Here is a 26121-nt window from a genome sequence, read left to right on the forward strand (position 1 = left end):
CAAAAAATGGGCACCCAACCTGATTGGCGTGCCCATTTTTCGATCCAGCTCACCCGTTATACGGGAGGGTGGTCGGGGGTTACGGATTAACGCTGTCTTTCAACGATTTGCCTGGCTTGAACGCAACGGTGTTACTGGCCTTGATTTTCACTGGCTCACCGGTCTGCGGGTTTTTGCCGGTGCGGGCACCACGGTGGCGCTGCAGGAAAGTGCCGAACCCTACCAGGGTGACGCTGTCCTTGCGGTGCAGTGCGCCGGTGATCTCTTCAAGAACGGCGTTGAGAACGCGGTTGGCCTGCTCTTTGGTGAGATCAGCTTTTTCGGCGATTGCGGCGGCGAGTTCTGGTTTACGCATGAGTGAAGCCTCTTTGACGGTTTTTTGTTGTTATGTCCGTGCTGTTCTTCCGGAACAGCGCCCAAGGCGCCGCAGGCTCTACTCTGCGGCAGACGGGTGTGAGGATGGCACGCGGATACGGGCTACGCCAGTCTCGACGCGACCTTTGTAGGGGTTAAAGCGGGGTGATTCCGACAGAACGACCTGTATTTATGCCAGAAGCGCCGGAAGCTCCTTGTTTAGAGCCAATTTGTCCATCACCGCCGCCCCCGTAAGGGCGTAACCCAGGAGCTTGCCGCTGCTGTCGCGGCACAGCGCCTTGATGTCGGCGCCCTGCCCCTCCACCGTCCAGACGCCCTCAGAGCCCCGTGGCGGCGGGGAGACCACCAGCGGGCACACCGGGGTTTTCACGGTGATCGGCATTGCTCCATAGCTCACCGCGGTCGGGTTGCCGGCCAGGGTTTGTGCCAGCGCCCGCGCACAACTCATGAGCGGCATCACGTACAGCAGATTCAGCCCATCGACCTCGGCACAGTCACCCAGGGCATAGATATTGGCGTGGGAGGTTTTCAGGTGCCGGTCCACCATCACCCCACGATTGGTCTGCAAACCGGCGGCCGCCGCCAGATCAATTCGCGGGCGCAGGCCAATGGCCGAGACCACCACGTCACAAGGCAGCACCTGGCCGTCGGACAAATGCCCTTCCAGGCCGTCAGCGGTGCGCTGCAAACGGTTGAGCACCGGCCCCAGGTGGAATTGCGCCCCCAGGCTTTCCAGCCCGGCTTGCACCGCAGCCGCGGCGGCCGGGTGCAGCAACGTCGGCATGACCTGCTCGCACGGCGCTACGAGTTGCACCTCATAACCACCGAGGATCAGGTCATTGGCAAACTCACAGCCGATCAGCCCGGCCCCCAGCAACAGCACCCGGCGCTTGCCGGCGGCGGCTGCGCGAAAACGGGCATAGTCTTCCAGGTCATTGATCGGGAAGATCGCCTCGGGCGCGTCCCCCTGCACCGGCACACGCACGGTTTCTGCGCCCCAGGCCAGGATCAGGTCGCGATAGGCTACCGCCTCTTCGCCGATCCACAGGCGCTTGTGGCCCGGGTCGATGCCGCTGATGCGCGTATGGGTGCGCACCTCGGCCTTGAGCTGCTCGGCCATGGCGCCAGGCTCGGCCATGCTCAGGCCGTCGGCGTCCTTGTTCTTGCCAAAGCCGGTGGAGAGCATCGGCTTGGAGTAGGAGCGCCCGTCATCTGCGGTAATCAGCAACAGCGGAGTTTCGCCATCGAGTTTGCGAAACTCCCGGGCCAGGTTGTAGCCAGCCAGCCCAGTGCCGACGATCACGACAGGTGCGTTCATTCCTTACTCCTCGAATCGGTTAGTTGATTTCAATCATTTCGAAATCCATCTTGCCCACGCCGCAGTCCGGGCATAGCCAGTCTTCCGGCACGTCCTGCCACAGGGTGCCCGGTGCGATGCCGTCATCCGGCCAGCCGTCGGCTTCGTTGTAGATCAGCCCACAGACTACGCATTGCCACTTCTTCATTGCTTGTTTCCTCGGATTCACAGGCTTTATCTGGCGCGGACAGTCGCCCGCCAAGGGTCCGCCGTCCGGCTCAGGGCGTTTTGTACTGATCGCACTCGACAGATGCAAGCGTGTTCGACGCCACAGGCCGGTCCGATCACTCAATATCGCCGACCAACATGTTAAGCTCGCCGCCTCATTTGCTGCCAATAATGACTCACTGTGCCGCACTCAAACGCCCTCGCCCCGACTCCGCTCTGGCTACCGCAAAGCCAGCTGACACCCCTTCCCGATGCGCAAACCCTCGACTGGCTGTTCGATCAAGGCTCGCTCACCCGACGCCTGACGCGCTTGTCAAATGACGGTTTCAGCGTCACGCCGCTGTACGAAGGTTGGCAGCCGTTGCGCGCCGATGAGTGCGCCGCCCTCGACTTGCCACCGGACAGTGAAGGTTGGGTGCGCGAGGTGTATTTGCGCGGCCACGGCCAGGCCTGGGTATTTGCCCGCAGCGTGGCGGCGCGCAGTGCGTTGCGCGATGGCGGGTTGAACATGGATGAACTGGGCAGCCGCTCCCTGGGGGAGTTGCTGTTCTGCGACCAGGCGTTCCAGCGCCGCGCCATCGAGGTCTGCCACTACCCCGTTGATTGGCTGCCCCCTGAGGTTCAGGCCCCGGCCTTGTGGGGCCGCCGTTCGCGTTTCGACCGCGGTGGCTTGAGCGTGCTGGTCGCAGAAATCTTCTTGCCGGCCCTGTGGCGGGCGATTGGCGCGCCTGCGGAGAATGGCTGATGTGCCAGAACCTGCTCAAATCGCTGAATCGCTTGAACCCGCGCGCCTGGGACTTCGTCCAGTTGACGCGCATGGACAAACCCATCGGCATCTACCTGCTGCTATGGCCGACCCTGTGGGCACTGTGGATCGCCGGTGAAGGCTCGCCGTCCCTGGCCAACATCGTGATTTTTATCCTCGGCGTGATACTGACCCGCGCCGGCGGCTGCGTGATCAACGATTGGGCCGACCGCAAGGTCGACGGCCATGTAAAGCGTACCGCCCAACGCCCACTGGCTGCCGGCAGAATCAGCTCCCGGGAGGCGCTGGTGTTCTTTGCGCTGCTGATGGGCCTGAGCTTCCTGCTGGTGCTGTGCACCAACGCGGCGACGATCTGGTTGTCATTCGGTGGCCTGGCACTGGCGGCCAGCTACCCCTTCATGAAGCGCTACACCTATTACCCGCAAGTGGTGCTGGGCGCCGCGTTCTCCTGGGGCATGCCGATGGCGTTCACCGCCGAGACCGGCGAGCTGCCGGCCATCGCCTGGCTGCTGTGGATCGCCAACTTGCTGTGGACGGTTGGCTACGACACCTACTACGCCATGACCGACCGCGATGATGATCTGAAGATCGGCGTGAAATCCACGGCGATCCTGTTTGGCGATGCCGACCGGGCAATCATTCTCACGCTGCAGGGGCTGGCGCTGGGCTGCCTGTGGCTGGCCGGCTCGAAGTTCGCCCTGGGCGGCTGGTTCCACCTCGGCTTGCTGGCGGCTGCCGGCTGTTTCGCCTGGGAGTTCTGGTACACCCGCGACCGGGACCGACTGAAGTGCTTCCGGGCGTTCCTGCACAATCACTGGGCAGGATTGGCGATTTTTGTCGGGATCGTGCTGGATTACGCGTTGCGCTGACGGGGCGGTGGAGATTTTGTAGCAGCTGGCGCAGCCGGACGCAGCCTTCGCCAGCTGCTACAACAACGGGTTATTTCTGCGACTCATGGACCACGTGCCAGATGTCTTTCATCTTATCGCCCTTCATTTCACCGGGCTTTTCGTCCTTGACGAAGGTGTACAGCGGCTTGCCGTCATACGCCCATTGCATCTTGCCGTCGTCACGCTTGATCGCTGTCCATTTGCCGTCGGCCTTGGCATCCGCCGGCGCCGTCAGCGGTGGCCAGTTTTTTGCGCAATCATCGTTACACATCGACTTTCCACCACTGTCCTTGTCGAACGTGTACAACGTCATGCCCTGGGGATCGACCATCATGCCGCCTTTCATCATTGCCGGCTCGGCAGCCATGGCGATTGCCGGCAAGGCCAGGGCAGCAGCGAGTACCAAGGCCTTGAAGGAGTGAGCATAGTCAGTCATGGAAACCTTCTTTTGTGGTAGTCAGGATTCGGACTTAGAGCTTAGCCCAGGATCACGCGCCTCGCAGAGACACTGGAATGCTGTAACACGACTGCAATAATTCCGTTATCTAATGCGGCGCAAGACAGTTAAATGACAAGAGGATTAAACCCATGGTTGGCAGGAGCATTCTGATCGTCGACGACGAAGCGCCCATTCGCGAAATGATCGCCGTTGCGTTGGAAATGGCCGGCTATGACTGCCTGGAGGCGGAGAACGCCCAACAGGCGCACGCCATTATCGTCGACCGCAAACCGGACCTGATCCTGCTCGACTGGATGCTGCCTGGCACCTCGGGGATCGAACTGGCCCGCCGCCTCAAGCGTGACGAACTGACCGGTGATATCCCGATCATCATGCTCACCGCCAAGGGCGAAGAAGACAACAAGATCCAGGGCCTGGAAGTGGGCGCGGATGACTACATCACCAAGCCGTTTTCCCCCCGCGAACTGGTCGCTCGCCTCAAGGCCGTGCTGCGCCGCACCGGCCCTACCGAAGGTGAAGCCCCGATTGAAGTGGGCGGCCTGCTGCTGGACCCGATCAGCCACCGGGTAACCATCGACGGCAAACCGGCCGAGATGGGCCCCACCGAATACCGCCTGCTGCAGTTTTTCATGACCCACCAGGAACGCGCCTACACCCGTGGCCAGTTGCTGGACCAGGTCTGGGGCGGCAATGTGTATGTCGAGGAGCGCACGGTGGACGTGCACATCCGTCGCCTACGCAAAGCCCTGGGTGATGCTTACGAAAGTCTGGTACAAACCGTGCGCGGCACCGGCTATCGTTTTTCGACCAAGGCCTGATTACACCCCGACCCGCTCCAAACGCTGACAAGGACGCATGTTCAAGTGAATCAAAACTGGCATGGCACCCTGATCCGCCACATGCTGCTGCTGGTCACCGGCTGCCTGGTGATCGGCCTGATCACCGGCTATTACGGCTGGAGCCTGGCCGTGGGCCTGGGTCTTTACCTGGGCTGGACCCTCAAGCAATTGCTGCGCCTGCACGAGTGGCTGCGCCTGCACAAACCCGATGAAGCACCGCCCGATGGCTACGGCCTGTGGGGCGAAGTATTCGACAGCATCTACCACCTGCAACGCCGCGATCAACGGGTGCGCGGGCGCCTGCAAGCGGTGATCGACCGGGTCCAGGAGTCCACAGCGGCACTCAAGGACGCGGTGGTGATGCTCGACAGCGATGGCAACCTGGAATGGTGGAACCGCGCCGCCGAAACCCTGCTGGGACTCAAGACGCCCCAGGACAGCGGCCAACCGGTGACCAACCTGGTGCGCCACCCGCGCTTCAAGGAGTACTTCGAGCAAGACAGCTACGCCGAGCCGCTGGAAATCCCCTCGCCGACCAACGACCGGATGCGCATCCAGCTGTACATCACCCGTTATGGCAACAACGAGCACCTGATGCTGGTGCGCGACGTGACGCGCATCCATCAGCTGGAACAGATGCGCAAGGATTTCATCGCCAACGTCTCCCATGAACTGCGCACGCCACTGACGGTAATCAGCGGCTACCTGGAAACCCTGCTGGACAACGTCGAAGACGTGAACCCGCGCTGGACCCGCGCGCTGCAGCAGATGCAGCAGCAAGGCGGTCGCATGCAGACCTTGCTCAATGACTTGCTGCTACTGGCCAAGCTCGAGGCCACCGACTACCCCTCGGACAACCAGCCAGTGGCGATCGACAGCCTGTTGCAGTCGATCAAGGGCGACGCCCTGGCGCTGTCCGGGCAACGCAACCAGCAAATCACCCTGGAAGCCGACCCCTCGATTCAGCTCAAGGGCAGCGAGGCCGAGTTGCGCAGCGCGTTCTCCAACCTGGTGTTCAATGCGGTGAAATACACCCCGGCCGAGGGCCATATCCGCATCCGCTGGTGGGGCGATGAGCAAGGCGCGCACCTGAGCGTGCAGGACTCGGGGATCGGCATCGACAATAAGCACCTGCCACGCCTGACCGAACGCTTCTACCGCGTCGATTCGAGCCGCAACTCCAACACCGGCGGCACCGGCCTGGGCCTGGCGATCGTCAAGCACGTGCTGCTGCGCCACCGCGCCCGGATGGAAATCAGCAGCGTGCCAGGCCATGGCAGCACCTTCACCTGCCATTTTGTGCCGGTGCAGGTGAGCAAATCACGCACCAGCAGCCTGACCGACTAGCCCCCCGCGCTACTTCCCCCTAGGCAATTGCCCTGTCAGCCGCTACATTGGCTGACTTGGGCCTGCCTTTCAGGCTCGTCTGCACCCCCTTTATTCGAATATACGGAACCCGCAAAACTCCATCATGGACCCTTCCCCTGGCTTGTCCCTCGCTACACTCTTCGCCGATTTCGGCATGATTCTTTTTGCACTGATCCTGGTTTTGCTCAACGGCTTCTTCGTTGCGGCGGAATTTGCCATGGTCAAACTGCGCTCGACCCGGGTCGAGGCGATTGCCGACAAGAACGGCTGGCGCGGCCACATCCTGCGCACCGTGCACAGTCAGCTCGACGCCTACCTGTCGGCCTGCCAACTGGGTATCACCCTCGCCTCCCTCGGCCTGGGCTGGGTGGGTGAACCGGCGTTTGCGCACATTCTCGAGCCGCTGCTGGGCGCCGTGGGCGTCGAATCGCCAGAAGTGATCAAGGGCGTGTCGTTCTTTACCGCCTTCTTCATCATTTCCTACCTGCACATCGTGGTCGGTGAGCTGGCTCCGAAATCCTGGGCGATCCGCAAGCCCGAGCTGCTGTCGCTGTGGACAGCCGTGCCGCTGTACCTGTTCTACTGGGCCATGTACCCGGCCATCTACCTGCTCAACGCCAGTGCCAATGCGATCCTGCGCATTGCCGGCCAGGGTGAGCCCGGCCCGCATCACGAGCACCACTACAGCCGTGAAGAACTGAAACTGATCCTGCACTCCAGCCGTGGCCAGGACCCGAGCGACCAAGGCATGCGCGTGCTGGCCTCGGCCGTGGAAATGGGCGAGCTGGAAGTGGTCGACTGGGCCAACTCCCGGGAAGACCTGGTGACGCTGGAGTTCAACGCGCCACTCAAGGAAATCCTGGCGATGTTCCGCCGCCACAAGTTCAGCCGGTACCCGGTGTACGACAGCGAGCGCCAAGAGTTCGTCGGCCTGCTGCACATCAAGGACCTGTTGCTGGAACTGGCCGCGCTGGACCACATTCCCGAGTCGTTCAACCTGGCCGAGCTGACCCGCCCGCTGGAGCGCGTGTCGCGGCACATGCCGCTGTCGCAGTTGCTGGAGCAGTTCCGCAAAGGCGGCTCGCACTTCGCCGTGGTGGAGGAAGCCGACGGCAACATCATCGGCTACCTGACCATGGAGGACGTGCTGGAAGTGCTGGTCGGCGACATCCAGGACGAACACCGCAAGGCCGAGCGCGGCATCCTGGCCTACCAGCCGGGCAAGCTGCTGGTCCGCGGTGACACCCCGCTGTTCAAGGTCGAGCGCCTGCTGGGCGTGGATCTGGACCACGTCGAAGCCGAAACCCTGGCCGGGCTGGTCTACGACAGCCTCAAGCGGGTACCGGAAGAGGAAGAAGTGCTGGAAGTCGAAGGTTTGCGGATCATCATCAAAAAGATGAAAGGCCCGAAAATCGTCCTGGCCAAGGTATTGATGCTCGATTGAACCCGGGAAAGATCGCAGCCTGCAGGCTGCGATCTTTTACCTGAAGGCCCACCTATCTCCCCAACGCGAAGTTCGGCAGGCTGCCCACCGGCTGGCTGAACTGATAGGGGATCGACACCAGCCCCAACCCGGTATTGCGCTGCACCACGAAGTGCAGGTGCGGACCGCTGCTGTTGCCCGTATTGCCGGACAACGCCAGGGCGCTGCCCACCGCCACCCGCTGCCCTTCACTGACCCGTACCGAACCCTGCTTGAGGTGCAGGTACACGCCCATGGTCCCGTCGTTGTGCAGCACCCGCACAAAGTTGCCCGCCGGATCCGTGCCGCGACCGCTCTGGCGGTTCTCGGTTTTCACCACCACCCCGGCCCGTGCCGCGATGATCGGCGTGCCTTCAGGCATGGCGATGTCCATGGCGTAGCGATTCTTCGGTCCGTAATGGCTGTACTGGCCGTTGGCACCCTGACTCAGGCGAAACGGACCACCGCGCCAGGGCAGTGGGTAACGATAGCTCAGCGTGGCGCCTGAGGGGTCGCCCAAGGCGTATTTGAGCCTGGGGGTATAGATCAGCGGCTTGCCGGCGCGGGACGCCTTGAGCAGCGCCAGACGGGTGTTGCTACGCGCTGGCAGGACCCGTCGGATGGCCTGGGCGGGCACGCCACTGAGGTTTTTCACCTGGTGAAAACTCAACTCGATCTCGACCGGCGCATACAGGTCGTTGCGCACATACACGCTGTGGCTGCCCGCCTGCTTCTTGATCTGCAGGTGCACCTGGCGGTCGAGGCGCTCGTCCATCCGGTCGCGGAATACAAACACCTGGGACCCACGGGACGGCCGATCGCTATAGGACACCACGCCATTGGCGTGCTGGGTCTTGTAGATGGTCGTGGCCACGGCCAGGCTCGAGGCCATGAGCAGGCCACAGCAAATCAGCAATCGCGCGAGCATGGGCAGCATTCTGTCGGGGCAGGCTTGAGGTGAGCCTAGCAGTCAGAATGGCCCCAGGCTGGCGCCAGCTGTTTCAAAAGCTGATTACGCACCCGGTACAAAGTGCTTCTGCGCCGTGCCCCGGGCGATCAGCCGGGAAATGTAATCGAGCTTCTGGGCATCCTGGTCGACGAAGCGGAAGGTCAGTTGCAGCCACTCGCTGTCGGGTTTCGGCTCGTGGGCGACGATGGCATGCAGGTAGCCGTTGAGGCGGGCGATTTCGGCGTTGTCACCCTGCTCCAGGTCGAGCACGGCGCTGTCGAGCACTTGCGGTAGCGTCTCACTGCGTTTGACCACCAGCAGCGCTTCCTTGATGCTCAGGGCCTTGATCACGCAGGCCTGGATGCCGCTGGGCAGGCGCAACTGGCCCTGGCCACGGCCACCGGCGGGCGACGGCATCGGGGCCTTGATCGGCGGGCTGCTGAGCAAACCCTTGGCGGGCTCCGCCGGGCGGTTTTGCAGATAGGCGTTGGGCGCTGGCGCCGCAGCCACTGGCGCCTTGCCGGCGGTCAGGGCATTCAGCGAGTCATTGGCGAATGCCGGTGCCAGCTTGGCCGGGGCCTGATTCAGCAAGGCATCGAGCTTGCCGATTTTATTCAGGGCCTGTTTGACCTTGCTCAGCAATTGCTCGTTGGTGAAGGGCTTGCTCACATAACCCGAAACACCGGCCTGGATCGCCTGGACGACGTTTTCCTTGTCGCCACGGCTGGTGACCATGATGAACGGCATGGTCTTGAGGGCGTCCTGCTCGCGGCACCAGGTCAGCAACTCCAGGCCGGACATTTCCGGCATCTCCCAGTCGCACAGCACCAGGTCGAAGGTTTCGCGGGTCAGCAGGCTTTGCGCCTTGCGGCCGTTGACCGCGTCTTCGATGCGCATGCCCGGGAAGTAGTTGCGCAGGCACTTCTTCATCAGATCACGAATGAACGCAGCATCGTCCACGACCAACACACTGACCTTACTCATCGACCACCCCTCGTTATTGTCCCGACCAACAAAAACGCCCGGCCAATGGCCGGGCGTTTTTACTTGGGCAATCTTACTTATCGTCAGATTTACCCGGAACATTAGCGGTTTCGCCACTGGTGCCTTCAACTTCTTCCTTCATGCGCTTGAGACCCAGGTGACGCACGTCCGTGCCGCGCACCAGGTAGATCACCAGCTCGGAGATGTTGCGGGCGTGGTCGCCAATTCGCTCCAGCGAACGCAGGACCCAGATGATGCTCAGCACGCGCGAGATCGAGCGCGGGTCTTCCATCATGTAGGTGGCCAGCTCGCGCAGCGCGGTCTTGTACTCACGGTCGATGATCTTGTCGTACTGGGCCACGGACAGCGCCAGGTCGGCATCGAAGCGGGCGAAGGCATCCAGCGCGTCGCGGACCATGTTGCGCACCTGGTCACCAATGTGGCGCACCTCGACGTAGCCACGCGGAGCCTCGCCTTCTTCGCACAACTGGATGGCCCGGCGGGCAATCTTGGTGGCTTCGTCGCCGATGCGCTCGAGGTCGATCACCGACTTGGAGATGCTGATGATCAAACGCAGGTCGGACGCCGCCGGCTGACGACGGGCCAGGATGCGCAGGCATTCTTCGTCGATGTTGCGTTCCATCTGGTTGATCTGGTCGTCGATCTCGCGCACTTGCTGGGCCAGGCCGGAGTCAGCCTCGATCAGCGCCGTGACCGCGTCGTTGACCTGCTTCTCGACCAGCCCGCCCATGGCCAGGAGGTGGCTGCGCACTTCCTCCAGCTCAGCGTTGAACTGCGCGGAAATGTGGTGCGTGAGGCCTTCTTTGGAAATCATGCGTTCGCTCCGAAAAAGCGTTTAACCAAGAGCTGCAAGCTACAAGCTGCAAGCTGTTATGTGGTGATCCATGCCGCTGCGCTTCTAACTTGCCGCTTGAAGCTGCTTCAACTAGCCGTACCGTCCGGTGATGTAGTCTTCGGTCTGCTTTTTCGCCGGATTGGTGAACAGGGTGTCGGTGTCGCCGAATTCCACCAGCTTGCCCATGTACATGAACGCGGTGTAGTCGGAAACCCGGGCGGCCTGTTGCATGTTGTGGGTCACGATGACGATGGTGAACTTGGATTTCAACTCGTAGATCAGCTCTTCAACCTTCAGCGTCGAGATCGGGTCGAGTGCCGAGCAGGGTTCGTCGAGCAGCAGCACTTCCGGCTCCACGGCGATGGTCCGCGCAATCACCAGACGCTGCTGTTGACCACCGGACAGGCCCAGTGCCGACTCGTGCAGGCGGTCCTTGACCTCATCCCACAGCGCCGCACCTTTCAACGCCCACTCAACCGCCTCGTCGAGTACACGTTTTTTGTTGATGCCCTGGATCCGCAGGCCGTAGACCACGTTTTCATAGATGGTCTTGGGGAACGGGTTGGGCTTTTGGAACACCATGCCGACCCGGCGACGCAGCTCGGCCACGTCTTCGCCCTTGCGGTAGATGTTGTTGCCGTACAGGTTGATCGCGCCTTCGACACGGCAACCGTCGACCAGGTCGTTCATCCGGTTGAAGGTACGCAGCAGGGTCGACTTGCCACAGCCGGACGGGCCGATGAAGGCGGTCACGCGCTGCTTGGGAATGTTCATGCTGACGTCGAACAGCGCTTGTTTGTCGCCGTAGAACAGGCTCAGGCCCGGCACTTCGATGGCTACGGTTTCCTGCTCGAGGTTCAGGCTCTGTTTGTCGCGACCCAGGGCCGACATGTTGATGCCGTGGGTATGTGCTTCGTGCTGCATGGGAGGCTCCCTGTGCTAACAAATTCGGTTTTATGAGCCACTGGCCTAGCCAATGAAATACTCAAAATCTGTGGCTTGCGTCGATCCTTGTGGGAGCTGGCTTGCCAGCGATGCAGACGACTCGGTCTGGCAGCAACACCGCAGTGCTGCCATCGCTGGCAAGCCAGCTCCCACAGGACTTGTATTAGCTATCCAGTGCTTTGTATTTTTCGCGCAGGTGGTTACGGATCCACACTGCCGACAGGTTGAGCGTGGCGATCACCATGACCAGCAGCAGCGCCGTGGCGTACACCAGTGGGCGTGCGGCCTCGACGTTCGGGCTCTGGAAGCCGACGTCATAAATGTGGAAGCCCAGGTGCATGATCTTCTGGTCCAGGTGCAGGTACGGGTAGTTGCCGTCCAGCGGCAACGACGGCGCCAGTTTCACCACGCCCACCAGCATCAACGGTGCTACCTCGCCGGCCGCTCGGGCCACCGCGAGAATCATGCCGGTCATCATCGCCGGACTGGCCATCGGCAGCACGATCTTCCACAGGGTTTCCGCCTTGGTCGCACCGAGGGCCAACGAGCCCTCACGCACGGTGCGGGGAATCCGCGCCAGGCCTTCTTCGGTGGCCACGATCACCACCGGCACCGCCAGCAGTGCCAGGGTCAGCGAGGCCCAGAGCAGTCCTGGCGTACCGAAGGTCGGTGCCGGCAAAGCTTCCGGGAAGAACAGGCGGTCAACCGAGCCACCCAGGACGTAGACGAAGAAGCCCAGGCCGAACACCCCGTAGACAATCGCCGGCACACCCGCCAGGTTGTTCACCGCGATGCGGATCAACCGGGTCATGGTGCCCTGGCGTGCATATTCACGCAGGTAAACCGCCGCCAGTACACCAAACGGGGTGACGATCATCGCCATGATCAGGGTCATCATCACGGTGCCGAAGATCGCCGGGAAGATCCCGCCTTCGGTGTTGGCTTCACGTGGGTCGTCGCTGAGGAATTCCCAGACCTTGCTGAAGTAGAAGCCGACCTTGGTCAAGGTGCTCATCGCGTTCGGCTGGAAGGCGTGAACCACCTTGCCCAGTTCGATTTCGACTTCCTTGCCGTTGCCATCGCGGGCCGTCAGGCTGTCGCGATTGACCTGCGCATGCAGATCGCCCAAGCGCTTTTCAATGTCCTGGTAGCGGGCATTGAGCTCGGCGCGATCCGACTCCATGTCGGCCTGGGCCGCGGCGTCCAACTTGCCGTCCAGTTCCAGCTTGCGACCGTGCAGGCGGATACGCTCCAGGCCGGCGTTGATCGCACCAATGTCGGATTTTTCCAGGGTCTTGAGTTCAGCCGCCAGTTTGCTGACTCGCTCGATCCGCGCTTGCAGCTCAGGCCAGGCGGCCTCGCCTTCAGCGATGACCTTGCCGTCTTGCTTGACGTTGACCAGGTAGCCGTAGAAGTTGCCCCATTCACGACGCTCGATTGCCATCAGTTCCGGCGGCGTGGTCTGGTTGGTCAGCCATTCACCGACGATCCAGGTGAAGTCGTTGCCGTTGAGATCACGGTTGCCGACCTTGATCAGCTCCCGGGTCATGAACTCAGGGCCCTGGTCCGGGACCGGCAGGCCCGCGCTTTTCAGGCGCTCACGTGGCACTTGTTCCTTCTGCACCACTTCGCCGATGACCACATGGTTGGCCTGGCCCGGCACATCGTACTGGGCATGCACCAGGTCGGCGGGCCAGAAGTGGCCCAGGCCGCGCACGGCAATCACCGCCAGCAAACCAATGGTCATGATGACGGCGATGGCCACCGCGCCACCGCTGATCCAGACGCCGGGGGCGCCGCTCTTGAACCATCCTTTCAGGGAGTTCTGTTTCACAGACTTCTACCTTTCTTAAAGCGACGAGTATTTCTTGCGCAGACGCTGACGAATCAGTTCCGCGAGGGTATTCATGACGAAGGTGAACAGCAGCAGCACCAAGGCCGAGAGGAACAGCACGCGGTAGTGGCTGCCGCCGACTTCCGACTCCGGCATTTCCACCGCGACGTTGGCCGCCAGGGTTCGCAGGCCTTCGAACAGGTTCATCTCCATCACCGGGGTGTTACCGGTGGCCATCAGCACGATCATGGTTTCGCCGACTGCGCGCCCCATGCCGATCATCAAGGCCGAGAAAATACCCGGGCTGGCGGTCAGGATCACCACCCGCGTCATGGTCTGCCATGGCGTGGCACCCAGGGCCAGCGAGCCCAGGGTCAGGCCGCGCGGCACACTGAACACGGCGTCTTCGGCGATCGAGTAGATGTTCGGGATCACCGCAAAACCCATGGCCAGGCCGACTACCAGGGCGTTGCGCTGGTCGTAGGTAATGCCCAGGTCGTGGGAAATCCACATGCGCATGTCGCCACCGAAGAACCAGGTCTCCAGGTACGGGCTCATGTACAGCGAGAGCCAGCCGACGAAGATGATCACCGGGATCAGGATTGCGCTTTCCCAGCCGTCCGGCACTTTCAGGCGGATCGACTCAGGCAGGCGGCTGAAGGTGAAACCCGCCACCAGGATGCCGACTGGCATCAGCAGCAGCAGGCTGAAGATGCCCGGCAAGTGCCCTTCCACATAGGGAGCGAGGAACAGGCCGGCGAAGAAGCCGAGGATCACCGTCGGCATCGCCTCCATCAGCTCGATCACCGGCTTGACCTTGCGGCGCATGCCAGGCGCCATGAAGTAGGCGGTATAGATCGCCGCTGCAATGGCCAGTGGCGCGGCCAGCAGCATGGCGTAGAACGCCGCTTTCAAGGTACCGAAGGTCAGCGGCGACAAGCTCAGCTTGGGCTCGAAGTCGGTGTTGGCCGCGGTCGATTGCCAGACGTATTTAGGCTCGTCGTAGTTTTCGTACCAGACCTTGCTCCACAGTGCGCTCCAGGAAACTTCCGGGTGCGGGTTGTCGAGCAGCAACGGTTGCAGCTTGCCGCCCTGCTCCACGATCACCCGGTTGGCACGCGGCGACAGGCCGAAGATGCCCTGGCCGTCGACCACCTGGTCCACCAGCAAGGTGCGGTGGGCGGTGCTGTGGAACACGCCGAGCTTGCCGGACGCGTCCAGGGCAACAAAGCCTTTGCGACGCTCTTCGGCGGTGATTTCAACAATAGGCGCGGTGCCCATCTGGAAGGTCCGGATCTGCTTCAGGCGTTGCTCGCCATCCGGATCACGGGCCATGAACCATTGGGCCAGGCCGCCCTTGGAGTCACCGATGATCAGCGAGATACCGCCCACCAGCTGGGTGCTGGCGGTGACTTGGGTTTCGCCATCTTCCAGTAGCTTGTAGCGACCGTTGAGGTTTTTTTCCCGCAGGCTGAACACATCGGCCTGGGCACGGCCGTTAAGCACGTACAGCCACTGCTGGCGCGGGTCGATGAAGATGTTCTTCACCGGCTCGGTCATTTGCGGCAAGTCGATGCGCTGCTGATCACTGGTGACTTCACCGGTCATCATGTTTTCTTCTTTAGTCAGCGCCAGGACGTGCAACTGCGCACCGCTGGAACCGGCAACTACCAGGGTCGTGTCGGTGGCATTGAGGCTGACGTGCTCCAGCGCGGCGCCCTGCTCGTTCAGCGCAATCGGCGCCTCACCGTAGGGGTACTCGATGGCCGGCGAGATGGTCTTCTTGCCATCCGGGTAGCTGACTTTATAGGTGTGACGGAACACCAGGGCCTGACCGTTGGACAGGCCGACGATCACCAGCGGGCTGCCGGGCTGGTCTTCACCGATCGAGGCAACGCTGGTACCGGCCGGGATCGGCAGGTCGACGCGACGCAGTTCGGCGCCAGTGTCGAGGTCAAAGAACAGCGCCTGCCCCTTGTCGGAAACCCGCATGGCGACCTGGTTCTGCTCTTCGAGGGAAATCATCAACGGCTTGCCGGCGTCTTGCATCCAGGCAGGCGTGATCGAGTCTTTGGCGGTCAGCTCGGCACCCTGGAACAGCGGGGCGACGACATAGGCCAGGAAGAAGAAAATCAAGGTGATCGCGCCGAGCACGGCGAGGCCGCCGATCAGCACGTACCAGCGGGTCAGGCGATCCTTGAGCGCACGAATGCGCCGCTTGCGTTGCAGCTCAGGCGTATTGAAATCAATGCGCTTGGGAGGGGAAGTCGTAGTCATTGGGGAATTGGCCAGATCATTCATGCGCACACCCTAGCGATCCTGTATGACAGAAAGATGACAATGCAGTGACGCAACAAATCCGCCGCCTGTGGAAACTGGCAGCGGATAGAAAATTGAGGGCCGGTAAACACCGGCATGTGTAGGAGCGAGGCTTGCCCGCTCCTACATTGATCCGGGGCTAGCCCCGGATCAGGGTTTTACTTTTTTGCGACTTCAGCGCCACCTTCGTGCAGACCCAGGTCAGCCAGTGCCTTGGCGGCTACTTTGGCTGGCAGTGGGATGTAACCGTCCTTGACGACCACTTCCTGGCCCTGTTTCGACAGGATCAGTTTCACGAACTCGGCTTCCAGCGGGGCCAGAGGCTTGTTCGGGGCCTTGTTGACGTACACGTAGAGGAAACGCGACAGCGGGTACTTGCCGTTCAGGGCGTTTTCTTCGGTGTCTTCGATGAAGTCAGTGCTGCCTTTCTTGGCCAGGGCCACGGTCTTCACGCTAGCGGTCTTGTAGCCGATACCCGAGTAACCGATGCCGTTCAGCGAGGAGCTGATCGATTGCACCACCGAGGCCGAGCCCGGTTGTTCGTTGACGTTTGGCTTGAAGTCGCCTTTGCACAGGGCTTCTTCCTTGAAGTAGCCATAAGTGCCGGATACCGAGTTGCGACCGAACAGCTGTACCGGCTTGTTGGCCAGGTCGCCGGTCACACCCAGGTCACCCCAGGTTTTCACGTCGGCCTTGGCGCCGCACAGGCGAGTCGAGGAGAACACGGCATCGACCTGTTCCATGGTCAGGTGCTTGATCGGGTTGTCTTTGTGCACGAACACGGCCAGGGCATCCACGGCGACCGGGATGGCGGTCGGCTTGTAGCCGTACTTGGTTTCGAAGGCCTGCAGCTCGTTGTCCTTCATCTTGCGGCTCATCGGGCCCAGGTTAGCGGTGCCTTCAGTCAGCGCAGGTGGTGCGGTCGAGGAACCGGCAGCCTGAATCTGGATATTGACGTTCGGGTATTCTTTTTTGTAGTTCTCAGCCCACAGGGTCATGAGGTTAGCCAGGGTATCGGAGCCGACGCTGGACAGGTTGCCCGACACACCAGTGGTCTTGGTGTAGCTCGGGATAGCAGGGTCAACAGCGGCAACTGCGTTGGCAGTCGCAACGCCAGCAGCGACAAAAGTCATTGCCGCCATCAAACGCTTCAGTTTCATGCCTTACTCCTGGTAATAGGGTGTTTTAGGTCGGGGCCAAGTATCGGCAGGCCGTGTGAACACTCTATGACTTGAATATGACAATTAGATGAAAGGCCAGCATGGGCTGTTACGCGATGATTCGTGGTGCCCCCAATCGCCAGCAGACGCAGAGCCGGGCGGCGCTCCGTCTGCTTGCAATGATGTCAGTACTAACGATGCAAGAAGTCGGGCCTAGCGCCCCTTCTTCCACAGATACCCACCCACGACGATCCCCACGCCGCAGATGATCGCCACGTAGTAGGCCGGCCCCATCGGGCTTTCCTTGAGCAGCAGAGTGACGACCATCGGTGTCAGGCCACCGAAGATGGCGTAGGCCAGGTTGTAGGAGAACGACAGGCCGCTGAAGCGCACCACGGCCGGGAAGGCCTTGACCATGACGTAGGGCACCGCACCGATGGTGCCGACCAGCAGGCCAGTCAGGGAGTACATCGGGAACAGCCAGTCCGGGTGATTGAACAGGCTGTGATAGAAGGTCCACGAACTCAGCAGCAGCAAGCCGCTGCCGAACACAAACACCCGGCCTGCACCGAAGCGGTCAGCCAGGGCGCCGGACGCCACGCAGCCCAGGCTCAGGAACACGATCGCCAGGCTGTTGGCCTGCAATGCGGTGGTGGCCGAGAAGTGGTAGACGGTTTGCAGCACGGTCGGGGTCATCAGGATGACCACGATGATCCCGGCCGACAGCAGCCAGGTCAGCAGCATCGAGATGGCGATCGCCCCGCGATGGTCGCGCAGTACCGCACGCAGCGGCACTTCTTCGGCCAGGGCCTTGCGCAGCTGCAACTCGGCGAACACCGGGGTTTCGTGCAGCCAGCGACGCAGGTAGACCGAGAACAGGCCAAACACGCCACCCATCAGGAACGGGATCCGCCAGGCGTAGTCGGCGACTTGCTCAGGGGTATAGATACTGTTGATCGCCGTGGCCACCAGCGAGCCCAGGAGGATGCCGGCGGTCAGGCCTGACGTCAGCGTGCCGCAGGCATAGCCAATGTGCCGCCCAGGCACGTGCTCGGAAACGAACACCCATGCCCCCGGCACTTCCCCGCCAATGGCGGCGCCCTGGATCACCCGCATCAGCAGCAGCAGGATCGGTGCCCACATGCCGATCTGCGCGTAGGTCGGCAGCAGGCCCATGATCAACGTCGGCACCGCCATCATGAAGATGCTCAGGGTGAACATCTTCTTGCGACCCAGCAGGTCACCGAAGTGGGCCATGACGATGCCGCCCAGTGGCCGTGCCAGGTACCCGGCAGCAAAGATCCCGAAGGTCTGCATCAGGCGTAGCCACTCGGGCATGTCCGCCGGGAAGAACAGCTTGCCGACCACCGTGGCGAAAAACACGAAGATGATGAAGTCGTAGAACTCCAGCGCACCGCCCAGGGCGGAAAGCGACAGGGTCTTGTAGTCGTTGCGGGTCAAGGGACGTGCGGGCTGCGCGGGTGACGCTATGCTCGATGGCGCTGTGGTCATGGCAAGGGCTTCTCTTATAGTCAGATCTGCAACCCCAACAACGCTGGCTGGGGCTTGGGCAGGTTCGGCACGATAGCAAATTGTTCGAAAAAGCACAGGGATGCGCGTAATTGACAGTCAAAATGAGAACCGGACGGTCGTCGCGCGGTCTACCGCTCGATATACTCGCAGCCTGCAACACGCTGCAAGGGTTGCTGTGCGAAGACGCTGCTGGTGCGACCAGTCGATTTCGCAGAGTTTCCCTTTAGCACGCCTTATGGAAAACGCGACGAACGTAGTATGTTCGGGCTGAATCGTTTTTCTCAAGACGGCTATTCACCTGAAGTACCAATGAGAGTCACGGGTTAGAGGCACCCCCGGCATGATAGAACTCGAACAAGACGATCCGATCCCGCAAGGCGACCTGGCCCTGCAAATCACCGCGCTTCCTCGCGAGACCAACGGCTTTGGCGATATTTTTGGCGGCTGGCTGGTGTCCCAGATGGACTTGGCCGGCACGGCGATGGCCAGCAAGATCGCCGGTGGGCGCGTTGCCACCGTGGCCATCGATCGCATGGCTTTCCTGGTACCGGTCGCCGTCGGCGCACAGCTCTCGTTCTATACCCAGGCCCAGGAAATCGGTCGTACGTCGATCAAGATGCTGGTCGAGGTCTGGAGCGACGATCCGCTGTCCAGCGAGTGGCGTAAGGTCACCGAAGCGGCGTTCGTGTTTGTTGCCATCGACGGCAGCGGTCGTACCCGCTCGGTACCCCCGCGAGCCTGTTGAATCCCCCCTGTTGCCGATCGAGAGCTGTCCCATGAACACGCCCAATGTTGAAGCGGTAAAACTGGATCAACTGAACTGCTGGCGGATTCGCCAGGGTCAGGCCGAGTTGCTGGTAGCCCAGCAAGGCGCGCATATCCTCAGCTATCAACTGGCCGGGCAGCCGCCCCTGATCTGGCTCAACGACGAGGCGGTGTTCCAGACCGGCAAAAGCATCCGCGCCGGGGTGCCCGTGTGCTGGCCGTGGTTCGGCAACTTCGAACGCAACCCACCGAGCGTGCAGGCCATGCGCGTCAGCGATCAGCCTGCCAGCGCCCACGGTCTGGTGCGGGCGCTGGACTGGGAACTGGAAGGCATCGAAACCGAGGGCGACAGCCTGAACGTAGTGTTTGCCCTGCCCGTCCCGGAAAACGGCCTGCCCGGCTGGCCCCATCAGGTCGACCTGAAGCTGAACATTCGTCTGGATGAACAACTGCAGATCGATCTGACCAGCCACAACCGGGGCACTGACAGCGTCACCATCAGCCAGGCGCTGCACAGCTACTTCGCGGTCAGCGACGTGCGCAACGTGCACGTCGAAGGCGTGGACGGGCTGCAGTACATCGAAACCCTGGACAACTGGAACACCGTCACTCAGCACGGCGATCTGCGGTTCAGTGGCGAAACCGACCGGATTTACCTCAATACCCCGGACAAACTGAGCATTGTCGACCCGGCCTGGGAGCGACGTATCGAATTGACCGCCCGCGGTTCACGCTCGGCAGTGATCTGGAATCCCTGGACCGAGCGCGCAGCAGCGTTCAGCGACATGGCCGACGATGGCTGGCAGCGCATGCTGTGCATCGAGACGGCCAATGTGCTGGGTGATGTGGTCACGTTGGCGCCCGGGGAGAGTCATACGCTGGGTGTGAGCATCGCGAGTTTGGCGGTTTAGAGCCTGCGGCAGCCCTACAAATCGGATTCTTGTACCACCCGCACCTGGGCGGCATCGAGGGCGTAGGCGGCATCGGCCAGGTCGTTGTTGACCGTCTCGATCTTCAACGTGCCGCTGACCCACAAGGGCGTGTAGATGTCGTCCAGCTTCAAGCCCTTGGGATAGCGCACCAGCACCAGTTGATTGGGCGGTGGTGGTGGCACATGAATGCAGGCGCCCGGGTACGGCACCAGGAAGAACAGCGTGCTGCGGCCCTTGCCGTCGGTTTCCAGCGGCACCGGGTAACCGCCGATGCGTACCTGCTTGTGGTTCATCGCGGCCACGGTCTTGGTCGAATACATCACCGCCGGCAAGCCCTTGCTCTGCTTCAAGCCACCCTTGTCGGTAAAGGTGCCATTGGCTTCCGGAGAGTTGTGGTCGATTTCCGGCATGGCTTCCAGCGCCTTCTGATCCGACTTGGGCATCAGTTCGAGCCAGTCGGTTTCCGGCAGGTCGCCAGCATGGGCCAGGCCAGTGCCCAGCAATACAAGAGTCAGCAGAAGACGGCGCATGAAGGTGCTCGGCAAAGAAGGGAAGTCAGGTCGCCGGGCATTCTAGCCCGCTGCGCGTGAACTGCGCAGCGGGCTTGATCGCTTGAATCAGTTCTTTTTGACCAGACCGTAGATCACCAGCAGCACCACCGCGCCCACCAGGGCACCGAGGAAGCCCGCGCCTTGACCGGCCTGGTAGATGCCCAGTGCCTGGCCGCCGTAGGTCGCGGCCAGTGAGCCGGCGATACCGAGCAGGATGGTCATGATCCAGCCCATGCTGTCATCACCCGGTTTCAGGAAACGAGCCAGCAGGCCCACGATCAATCCGATGAAGATGGTTCCGATAATTCCCATGGCGCTTCCCTCTGAGTGAAATAGCTATGCCAAAGCCTAGACAGACTTTGGCATCCTGCCATCAGAGAACACTGGGCACCGAAGGTTCCCAGCGTGCCATGGGTTTATTGCTCGGCGATCAGCGCCTGGACCTTGAGGATCTGCTGCTCGAGCGTGACCTTGTCGGCGCAGCGCAGGTTGGCGTGGCCGACCTTGCGCCCGACCTTGAACGCCTTCCCGTAGTGGTGCAGATGGCAATCGTCGATGGCGATGACCTTATCCACCGGCGGAACCACGCCAATGAAGTTGAGCATGGCGCTTTCGCCGACTTTCGCCGTCGAGCCCAGCGGCAGGCCGGCAACGGCGCGCAGGTGGTTTTCGAACTGACTGCACTCGGCGCCTTCGGTGGTCCAGTGCCCGGAGTTGTGGACCCGCGGAGCGATTTCGTTGGCCTTGAGGCCACCGTCGACTTCAAAGAACTCGAACGCCATCACGCCGACATAGTCCAGTTGCTTGAGCACACGGCTCGAGTAGTCCTCGGCCAGGGCTTGCAGCGGGTGCTCGGTGCTGGCCACGGACAACTTGAGGATGCCGCTGTCGTGAGTGTTGTGCACCAGTGGGTAGAATTTCGTCTCCCCATCACGGGCACGCACGGCAATCAGCGAGACTTCGCCGGTGAACGGCACGAAGCCTTCCAGCAGGCAGGCCACGCTGCCCAGCTCGGCGAAGGTACCCTCCACATCTTGCGCGGTGCGCAGGACTTTCTGGCCCTTGCCGTCATAACCCAGGGTGCGGGTTTTCAGCACGGCGGGCAGGCCGATGGCAGCCACAGCGGCGTCCAGGTCAGCTTGCGACTGGATGTCAGCGAACGCCGGGGTGGGAATCCCCAGGTCCTTGAACATGCTTTTTTCGAACCAGCGGTCGCGAGCAATGCGCAGCGCTTCGGCGCTCGGGTAGACCGGGACGAACTGCGACAGGAAGGCCACGGTTTCAGCCGGGACGCTTTCGAACTCGAAGGTCACCAGGTCGACTTCGTCGGCCAGTTGACGCAAGTGATCCTGATCGCCGTAATCGGCCCGCAGATGCTCACCCAGCGCGGCGGCACAAGCATCCGGCGCCGGATCCAGGAAAGCGAAGTTCATGCCCAGCGGAGTTCCCGCCAGGGCCAGCATGCGGCCCAACTGGCCGCCACCGATTACACCGATCTTCATCGTCAACAACCTCAGGCGATGCGTGGGTCTGGATTTTCCAGGACGCTGTCTGTCTGCTCAGCACGGAAGGTTTTGAGCACCGCGTGGAACTGCGGGTGCTTGGCGCCAAGGATACTCGCCGACAGCAGGGCTGCGTTGATCGCGCCCGCTTTGCCGATGGCCAGGGTGGCGACCGGAATGCCCGCAGGCATCTGCACTATAGAGAGCAGCGAATCAACGCCCGAGAGCATCGACGACTGCACCGGCACGCCCAGGACCGGCAGGTGGGTCTTGGCCGCACACATGCCAGGCAAGTGGGCCGCGCCGCCAGCACCGGCGATAATCACCTCGATGCCACGCGACTCAGCCTCCTCGGCGTACTGGAACAGCAGGTCCGGGGTGCGGTGGGCAGAGACCACTTTCACCTCGTAAGGGATGCCGAGCTTTTCCAGCATATCGGCGGTGTGGCTAAGGGTGGACCAATCGGACTTGGAGCCCATGATCACGCCAACCAGTGCACTCATCGTCGCGCCTCTTCTCTCTGGGCGCCCGCAGGCGCATCAAAAAACAACAAGCCACGCAGGATGCGTGGCTTGTTTGTACGAATTATGGCCAGTCGTAACCGGCCGAAGGCCGCGCAGTATACCTCAAAGAAGCGGATAAACAGCCCCTGTGGCGACCATCTGTCACGCGCTCGAAAAATAGGTATTTCTTGACTATCAAGTCAGTCAATTGACTGCCTGAATGTGTTCGGATCTCGAGATCGCTAGTTTATTAAAACGCTTACTCGAAACAATTAAACCCACTAAAAAATTGCGCACGTGGCCAGACAAAGTAAATATAAAACGGCAAAAAATCATAATTGAACAGGGAGTACAAATATGAAAAAATCAATTACCATAATAGTTGTTCTTCACAATGATCTTCAGGAATATTCAAAAAACGATTTATATACCGATTACTTTTCCTGGCTGAAAACAGAACTTGAATCAATCTCGGAACGGGACGTCAGAATTGTAATGCACGCTCATCATGAAGTTCCGCAGTTGTCAGGATACAACTACAGAAACGAAGATGGTTCAGCTGCGCTGCAAGGGTGGATAAACCTGATACAGGACTGGTATACAAAGATATTAAAATACGAAGAACATGAGCCGGGCCTGACGAAAGTCCTCTTGTTGACCCGAAACAATATCTACACAAAGGCAGGGGGGCTCCTGGGAGGGATAGGCGGATACGGCCTTATCAAAGGTCATTGCGCAATTGCGGCGATCACCTCCAAACAAATTCCAGCACATGAAATAGGCCACATGTTGGGCGCGACACATGAAGACAGCGAAGTCATCTATAACGGCTGGTGGCACGACACGATCATGCTCTCGGACGACTTCTCCAACGCACGTGGAAACGCTTATCGATACAGTGATAAGAACAGGGAAAACATTCGCCAATACCTTAGTACTTTTGCGTAAGTTCGATTCGCTATCGTGCGACCTGATATCCGCACATGGCGTGTTTGCGCTATTAACACGCATTCGCTGAATTAACAGCTGCTGCAACTCATGGCCACAGAGGTGGCCATGAGTTCTTGGCGCTCAAACAGTAGCACCCGCTACGCCGCTCTCGAGCTTGCGCCACAACAAACGGACATTCGCTTTGCGCACCAGCGCACAGCGATACAAACGGATCTCCAGCGGCACATGCCATTGCGGTCCACCACACACTACCAATTCGCCACGCGTCAGCTCGGCACGCACGCTCAACTGCGGCACCCAGGCGATGCCCAGCCCCTCCAGGGCCATGCTTTTCAGGCTGTCAGCCATGGCGGTTTCGTAGATCGTGGTGAAACGCAGTGCCCTTTGGCGCAGCAGCATATTCACCGAACGGCCGAGAAACGCACCGGCGCTGTAGGCCAGCAACGGCACACTGCCCTCGCCTTCCAGATCGAACAGCGGTTTTTCATCGGCATCGGCCGCGCACACCGGCAGCATTTCGGTGTGGCCCAAGTGCAGCGAAGGAAAGATCTCCGGGTCCATTTGCATGGCGGCATCCGGGTCGTAGAACGCCAGCATCAGGTCACAACCGCCCTCGCGCAGCGCATGCACCGCATCGCCGACGTTGGTCGCCACCAGGCGCGTGGCGATGTTCAGGCCTTCGTTGCGCAATTGTGCGATCCAGCGCGGGAAGAACCCCAGGGCCAGGGAGTGCGCGGCCGCCACCTGCATGACCTCGCCCTGGCCGCCTTCAAGGTGGTGCAAATGCCGCAGCACTTCGCCCAGTTGTTCGACCACGGTGCGTGCGGTTACCAGGAACAACTGGCCGGCCGCCGTCAGCTCGATCGGCGTGCGCGAGCGATTGACCAGTTGCAGGCCCAGTGCGGCCTCCAGGCTGCGGATTCGCCGGCTGAACGCCGGCTGGGTGACGAAACGTCGCTCAGCCGCCTGGGAGAAGCTGCGGGTGGCAGCCAGGGCACTAAAGTCCTCCAGCCATTTGCTTTCCAGATTCATCAGGTCCTCCCGGACACGCACCATTTTAGGTCACACGCTCGCCGCTCGGGCGGCGTCACATCGGCATTATGCCGAATACGCATAGGCCAGTGTTTAACAGCATTGGCCCAAAATTCTCCACAAGCCTAGCATTCACAGCGTTCCGGCACAGACCGGGTCCATATCGAGATGATTTCTATCATGTCCTCCGCTGCATCTTTCCGCACCGAAAAAGACCTGCTTGGCGTACTCGAAGTACCGGCTCAAGCGTATTACGGCATCCAGACCCTGCGAGCGGTGAACAACTTCCGTCTCTCCGGCGTTCCGATTTCGCATTACCCGAAGCTGGTCGTGGGTCTGGCAATGGTCAAGCAGGCCGCTGCTGACGCCAACCGCGAGCTGGGTCACCTCAGCGAAGCCAAGCACGCTGCCATCAGCGAAGCCTGTGCTCGCCTGATCCGCGGCGACTTCCACGAAGAGTTCGTGGTGGACATGATTCAAGGCGGCGCTGGCACTTCGACCAACATGAATGCCAACGAAGTGATCGCCAACATCGCGCTGGAGGCCATGGGCCACCAGAAAGGCGAATACCAGTACCTGCACCCTAACAACGACGTGAACATGGCGCAGTCGACCAACGACGCTTACCCAACGGCCATCCGCCTGGGTCTGCTGTTGGGTCACGACGCCCTGCTCGCCAGCCTCGACAGCCTGATCCAGTCGTTCGCCGCCAAAGGTGAAGAATTCGGCCACGTCCTGAAGATGGGTCGTACCCAACTGCAAGACGCCGTGCCGATGACCCTTGGCCAGGAATTCCGTGCCTTCGCCACCACCCTGGGTGAAGACCTGGCACGCCTGAAGACTCTGGCTCCGGAGCTGCTGACCGAAGTCAACCTGGGCGGCACCGCGATCGGTACCGGCATCAACGCCGACCCGCGTTACCAGCACCTGGCCGTTGAACGCCTGGCCTTGATCAGCGGTCAACCGCTGGTCCCGGCTGCCGACCTGATCGAAGCGACCTCCGACATGGGTGCCTTCGTGCTGTTCTCCGGCATGCTCAAGCGCACCGCGGTCAAGCTGTCGAAGATCTGCAACGACCTGCGCCTGCTGTCCAGCGGCCCACGCACCGGCATCAACGAAATCAACCTGCCAGCGCGTCAGCCAGGCAGCTCGATCATGCCAGGCAAGGTCAACCCGGTTATTCCGGAAGCCGTCAACCAGGTAGCGTTCCAGATCATCGGCAACGACCTGGCCCTGACCATCGCGGCCGAAGGCGGCCAGCTGCAACTGAACGTGATGGAGCCGCTGATCGCCTTCAAGATCTTCGACTCGATCCGCCTGCTGCAACGCGCCATGGACATGCTGCGCGAGCACTGCATCGTCGGCATCACCGCCAACGAAGCCCGCTGCCGCGAACTGGTCGAGCACTCGATCGGCCTGGTCACCGCGCTGAACCCGTACATCGGCTATGAAAACGCCACCCGTATCGCCCGCATCGCTCTGGAAAGCGGCCGCGGCGTACTGGAACTGGTGCGCGAAGAAGGCTTGCTCGACGAAGAAATGCTCGCCGACATCCTGCGCCCGGAAAACATGATTGCCCCGCGTCTGGTGCCTCTGAAGGCCTGATGCTGTAGCACCGCT

The 26121-nt window shown here is 61.2% G+C and carries 26 protein-coding genes; 9 read left to right on the forward strand and 17 right to left on the reverse strand.

What is annotated here, in order from left to right:
* Positions 1–79: 79 nt before the first annotated feature.
* The 3 genes from QMK50_RS13440 to QMK50_RS13450 form a co-directional block, all read right to left on the reverse strand.
* Positions 80–355, reverse strand: coding sequence for an HU family DNA-binding protein (locus QMK50_RS13440; RefSeq protein ID WP_003213368.1), 276 nt, complete (start codon positions 353–355; stop codon positions 80–82).
* 189 nt (positions 356–544) lie between these two features.
* A complete protein-coding gene (locus QMK50_RS13445) occupies positions 545–1693 on the reverse strand; it encodes an NAD(P)/FAD-dependent oxidoreductase (protein WP_320333276.1) in 1149 nt (382 codons plus the stop codon).
* Between the two features lie 19 nt (positions 1694–1712).
* Complete coding sequence (locus tag QMK50_RS13450) at positions 1713–1880, reverse strand: rubredoxin (protein ID WP_007954349.1); 168 nt, start codon at positions 1878–1880, stop codon at positions 1713–1715.
* A gap of 201 nt (positions 1881–2081) precedes the next feature.
* On the opposite strand from QMK50_RS13450, the gene QMK50_RS13455 reads away from it, so the two are divergent.
* Together QMK50_RS13455 and ubiA are read left to right on the forward strand one after the other, a co-directional pair.
* Complete coding sequence (locus tag QMK50_RS13455; RefSeq protein WP_320333277.1) at positions 2082–2645, forward strand: chorismate--pyruvate lyase family protein; 564 nt, start codon at positions 2082–2084, stop codon at positions 2643–2645.
* On the forward strand, positions 2645–3535 hold the full coding sequence (ubiA, locus tag QMK50_RS13460; RefSeq protein WP_320333278.1) for a 4-hydroxybenzoate octaprenyltransferase: 891 nt from the start codon (positions 2645–2647) through the stop codon (positions 3533–3535). The genes QMK50_RS13455 and ubiA overlap by 1 nt, the downstream gene beginning before the upstream one ends.
* A 70-nt stretch (positions 3536–3605) precedes the next feature.
* Here the strand turns inward: ubiA and QMK50_RS13465 are convergent, their stop codons facing one another.
* Positions 3606–3992 (reverse strand): hypothetical protein, encoded by a 387-nt coding sequence (locus tag QMK50_RS13465; protein ID WP_320333279.1) that lies wholly within the window; start codon positions 3990–3992, stop codon positions 3606–3608.
* 152 nt (positions 3993–4144) lie between these two features.
* On the opposite strand from QMK50_RS13465, the gene phoB reads away from it, so the two are divergent.
* From phoB to QMK50_RS13480, 3 genes are all read left to right on the forward strand, one after another.
* Entirely contained in the window at positions 4145–4834 is a 690-nt protein-coding gene (gene phoB, locus QMK50_RS13470; RefSeq protein ID WP_095164918.1) for a phosphate regulon transcriptional regulator PhoB, read from the forward strand.
* A gap of 81 nt (positions 4835–4915) precedes the next feature.
* Positions 4916–6202 carry a phosphate regulon sensor histidine kinase PhoR gene (gene phoR / locus QMK50_RS13475; RefSeq protein WP_256585382.1) on the forward strand — a complete coding sequence of 429 codons (1287 nt, stop codon included), beginning with the start codon at positions 4916–4918 and terminating at the stop codon, positions 6200–6202.
* 124 nt (positions 6203–6326) lie between these two features.
* Complete coding sequence (locus QMK50_RS13480) at positions 6327–7667, forward strand: hemolysin family protein (protein WP_095164922.1); 1341 nt, start codon at positions 6327–6329, stop codon at positions 7665–7667.
* Positions 7668–7719: 52 nt separating this feature from the next.
* On the opposite strand, the gene QMK50_RS13485 is transcribed toward QMK50_RS13480, so the two are convergent.
* From QMK50_RS13485 to QMK50_RS13520, 8 genes are all read right to left on the reverse strand, one after another.
* Positions 7720–8613: a M23 family metallopeptidase gene (locus QMK50_RS13485; protein ID WP_320333280.1), complete on the reverse strand. Its 894-nt coding sequence runs from the start codon at positions 8611–8613 to the stop codon at positions 7720–7722.
* A gap of 84 nt (positions 8614–8697) precedes the next feature.
* On the reverse strand, positions 8698–9618 hold the full coding sequence (locus QMK50_RS13490; protein WP_320333281.1) for a response regulator: 921 nt from the start codon (positions 9616–9618) through the stop codon (positions 8698–8700).
* Positions 9619–9691: 73 nt separating this feature from the next.
* Positions 9692–10453 carry a phosphate signaling complex protein PhoU gene (phoU, locus tag QMK50_RS13495; RefSeq protein WP_008064514.1) on the reverse strand — a complete coding sequence of 254 codons (762 nt, stop codon included), beginning with the start codon at positions 10451–10453 and terminating at the stop codon, positions 9692–9694.
* 111 nt (positions 10454–10564) lie between these two features.
* The gene (pstB, locus tag QMK50_RS13500) at positions 10565–11398 is read right to left on the reverse strand and encodes a phosphate ABC transporter ATP-binding protein PstB (protein ID WP_033042681.1); all 834 of its coding nucleotides are present in this window, start codon (positions 11396–11398) and stop codon (positions 10565–10567) included.
* A gap of 184 nt (positions 11399–11582) precedes the next feature.
* Entirely contained in the window at positions 11583–13253 is a 1671-nt protein-coding gene (gene pstA / locus QMK50_RS13505) for a phosphate ABC transporter permease PstA (protein ID WP_095164929.1), read from the reverse strand.
* 15 nt (positions 13254–13268) lie between these two features.
* On the reverse strand, positions 13269–15302 hold the full coding sequence (locus QMK50_RS13510; protein WP_320334517.1) for an ABC transporter permease subunit: 2034 nt from the start codon (positions 15300–15302) through the stop codon (positions 13269–13271).
* Positions 15303–15730: 428 nt separating this feature from the next.
* Positions 15731–16732: a phosphate ABC transporter substrate-binding protein PstS gene (locus tag QMK50_RS13515; protein ID WP_095164933.1), complete on the reverse strand. Its 1002-nt coding sequence runs from the start codon at positions 16730–16732 to the stop codon at positions 15731–15733.
* Between the two features lie 213 nt (positions 16733–16945).
* Positions 16946–18244, reverse strand: coding sequence for an MFS transporter (locus QMK50_RS13520; RefSeq protein ID WP_320333282.1), 1299 nt, complete (start codon positions 18242–18244; stop codon positions 16946–16948).
* 361 nt (positions 18245–18605) lie between these two features.
* Here QMK50_RS13520 and QMK50_RS13525 point away from each other — a divergent pair, with 361 nt between their 5' ends.
* Both QMK50_RS13525 and QMK50_RS13530 read left to right on the forward strand, forming a co-directional pair.
* Positions 18606–19010, forward strand: coding sequence for an acyl-CoA thioesterase (locus QMK50_RS13525; RefSeq protein ID WP_095164936.1), 405 nt, complete (start codon positions 18606–18608; stop codon positions 19008–19010).
* A 31-nt stretch (positions 19011–19041) separates the two neighbouring features.
* Positions 19042–19941 (forward strand): D-hexose-6-phosphate mutarotase, encoded by a 900-nt coding sequence (locus tag QMK50_RS13530; RefSeq protein ID WP_320333283.1) that lies wholly within the window; start codon positions 19042–19044, stop codon positions 19939–19941.
* 14 nt (positions 19942–19955) lie between these two features.
* Here QMK50_RS13530 and QMK50_RS13535 read toward each other — a convergent pair whose 3' ends face one another.
* The 4 genes from QMK50_RS13535 to purE form a co-directional block, all read right to left on the reverse strand.
* The gene (locus QMK50_RS13535; RefSeq protein WP_095165198.1) at positions 19956–20492 is read right to left on the reverse strand and encodes a DUF3299 domain-containing protein; all 537 of its coding nucleotides are present in this window, start codon (positions 20490–20492) and stop codon (positions 19956–19958) included.
* Positions 20493–20579: 87 nt separating this feature from the next.
* Positions 20580–20825, reverse strand: coding sequence for a GlsB/YeaQ/YmgE family stress response membrane protein (locus tag QMK50_RS13540; RefSeq protein ID WP_095164940.1), 246 nt, complete (start codon positions 20823–20825; stop codon positions 20580–20582).
* Between the two features lie 104 nt (positions 20826–20929).
* Complete coding sequence (locus tag QMK50_RS13545) at positions 20930–22015, reverse strand: 5-(carboxyamino)imidazole ribonucleotide synthase (RefSeq protein WP_095164942.1); 1086 nt, start codon at positions 22013–22015, stop codon at positions 20930–20932.
* Positions 22016–22026: 11 nt separating this feature from the next.
* The gene (purE, locus tag QMK50_RS13550; RefSeq protein WP_095164944.1) at positions 22027–22518 is read right to left on the reverse strand and encodes a 5-(carboxyamino)imidazole ribonucleotide mutase; all 492 of its coding nucleotides are present in this window, start codon (positions 22516–22518) and stop codon (positions 22027–22029) included.
* Between the two features lie 357 nt (positions 22519–22875).
* Here purE and QMK50_RS13555 point away from each other — a divergent pair, with 357 nt between their 5' ends.
* The gene (locus tag QMK50_RS13555; protein ID WP_320333284.1) at positions 22876–23466 is read left to right on the forward strand and encodes a reprolysin-like metallopeptidase; all 591 of its coding nucleotides are present in this window, start codon (positions 22876–22878) and stop codon (positions 23464–23466) included.
* A 123-nt stretch (positions 23467–23589) separates the two neighbouring features.
* On the opposite strand, the gene QMK50_RS13560 is transcribed toward QMK50_RS13555, so the two are convergent.
* Positions 23590–24501 (reverse strand): LysR substrate-binding domain-containing protein, encoded by a 912-nt coding sequence (locus tag QMK50_RS13560; protein ID WP_320333285.1) that lies wholly within the window; start codon positions 24499–24501, stop codon positions 23590–23592.
* A 180-nt stretch (positions 24502–24681) separates the two neighbouring features.
* Here QMK50_RS13560 and aspA point away from each other — a divergent pair, with 180 nt between their 5' ends.
* Positions 24682–26106: an aspartate ammonia-lyase gene (gene aspA, locus QMK50_RS13565; protein ID WP_095164950.1), complete on the forward strand. Its 1425-nt coding sequence runs from the start codon at positions 24682–24684 to the stop codon at positions 26104–26106.
* The last annotated feature ends 15 nt before the right edge of the window (positions 26107–26121 follow it).

Origin of the sequence: Pseudomonas sp. P5_152 (genome assembly GCF_033989915.1) — a bacterium.
In the GTDB taxonomy this organism is placed as follows: Bacteria; Pseudomonadota; Gammaproteobacteria; order Pseudomonadales; family Pseudomonadaceae; genus Aquipseudomonas.

Bases quoted from the DNA above. Each gene is read 5' to 3' on its own strand.
- QMK50_RS13440 (WP_003213368.1), bottom strand. From the start codon at position 355: ATGCGTAAACCAGAACTCGCCGCCGCAATCGCCGAAAAAGCTGATCTC.
- QMK50_RS13445 (WP_320333276.1), bottom strand. From the start codon at position 1,693: ATGAACGCACCTGTCGTGATCGTCGGCACTGGGCTGGCTGGCTACAAC.
- QMK50_RS13450 (WP_007954349.1), bottom strand. From the start codon at position 1,880: ATGAAGAAGTGGCAATGCGTAGTCTGTGGGCTGATCTACAACGAAGCC.
- ubiA (WP_320333278.1), top strand. From the start codon at position 2,645: ATGTGCCAGAACCTGCTCAAATCGCTGAATCGCTTGAACCCGCGCGCC.
- QMK50_RS13465 (WP_320333279.1), bottom strand. From the start codon at position 3,992: ATGACTGACTATGCTCACTCCTTCAAGGCCTTGGTACTCGCTGCTGCC.
- phoB (WP_095164918.1), top strand. From the start codon at position 4,145: ATGGTTGGCAGGAGCATTCTGATCGTCGACGACGAAGCGCCCATTCGC.
- phoR (WP_256585382.1), top strand. From the start codon at position 4,916: ATGCTGCTGCTGGTCACCGGCTGCCTGGTGATCGGCCTGATCACCGGC.
- QMK50_RS13480 (WP_095164922.1), top strand. From the start codon at position 6,327: ATGGACCCTTCCCCTGGCTTGTCCCTCGCTACACTCTTCGCCGATTTC.
- QMK50_RS13485 (WP_320333280.1), bottom strand. From the start codon at position 8,613: ATGCTCGCGCGATTGCTGATTTGCTGTGGCCTGCTCATGGCCTCGAGC.
- QMK50_RS13490 (WP_320333281.1), bottom strand. From the start codon at position 9,618: ATGAGTAAGGTCAGTGTGTTGGTCGTGGACGATGCTGCGTTCATTCGT.
- phoU (WP_008064514.1), bottom strand. From the start codon at position 10,453: ATGATTTCCAAAGAAGGCCTCACGCACCACATTTCCGCGCAGTTCAAC.
- pstB (WP_033042681.1), bottom strand. From the start codon at position 11,398: ATGCAGCACGAAGCACATACCCACGGCATCAACATGTCGGCCCTGGGT.
- QMK50_RS13510 (WP_320334517.1), bottom strand. From the start codon at position 15,302: ATGCAAGACGCCGGCAAGCCGTTGATGATTTCCCTCGAAGAGCAGAAC.
- QMK50_RS13515 (WP_095164933.1), bottom strand. From the start codon at position 16,732: ATGAAACTGAAGCGTTTGATGGCGGCAATGACTTTTGTCGCTGCTGGC.
- QMK50_RS13520 (WP_320333282.1), bottom strand. From the start codon at position 18,244: ATGACCACAGCGCCATCGAGCATAGCGTCACCCGCGCAGCCCGCACGT.
- QMK50_RS13525 (WP_095164936.1), top strand. From the start codon at position 18,606: ATGATAGAACTCGAACAAGACGATCCGATCCCGCAAGGCGACCTGGCC.
- QMK50_RS13530 (WP_320333283.1), top strand. From the start codon at position 19,042: ATGAACACGCCCAATGTTGAAGCGGTAAAACTGGATCAACTGAACTGC.
- QMK50_RS13535 (WP_095165198.1), bottom strand. From the start codon at position 20,492: ATGCGCCGTCTTCTGCTGACTCTTGTATTGCTGGGCACTGGCCTGGCC.
- QMK50_RS13540 (WP_095164940.1), bottom strand. From the start codon at position 20,825: ATGGGAATTATCGGAACCATCTTCATCGGATTGATCGTGGGCCTGCTG.
- QMK50_RS13545 (WP_095164942.1), bottom strand. From the start codon at position 22,015: ATGAAGATCGGTGTAATCGGTGGCGGCCAGTTGGGCCGCATGCTGGCC.
- purE (WP_095164944.1), bottom strand. From the start codon at position 22,518: ATGAGTGCACTGGTTGGCGTGATCATGGGCTCCAAGTCCGATTGGTCC.
- QMK50_RS13555 (WP_320333284.1), top strand. From the start codon at position 22,876: ATGAAAAAATCAATTACCATAATAGTTGTTCTTCACAATGATCTTCAG.
- QMK50_RS13560 (WP_320333285.1), bottom strand. From the start codon at position 24,501: ATGAATCTGGAAAGCAAATGGCTGGAGGACTTTAGTGCCCTGGCTGCC.
- aspA (WP_095164950.1), top strand. From the start codon at position 24,682: ATGTCCTCCGCTGCATCTTTCCGCACCGAAAAAGACCTGCTTGGCGTA.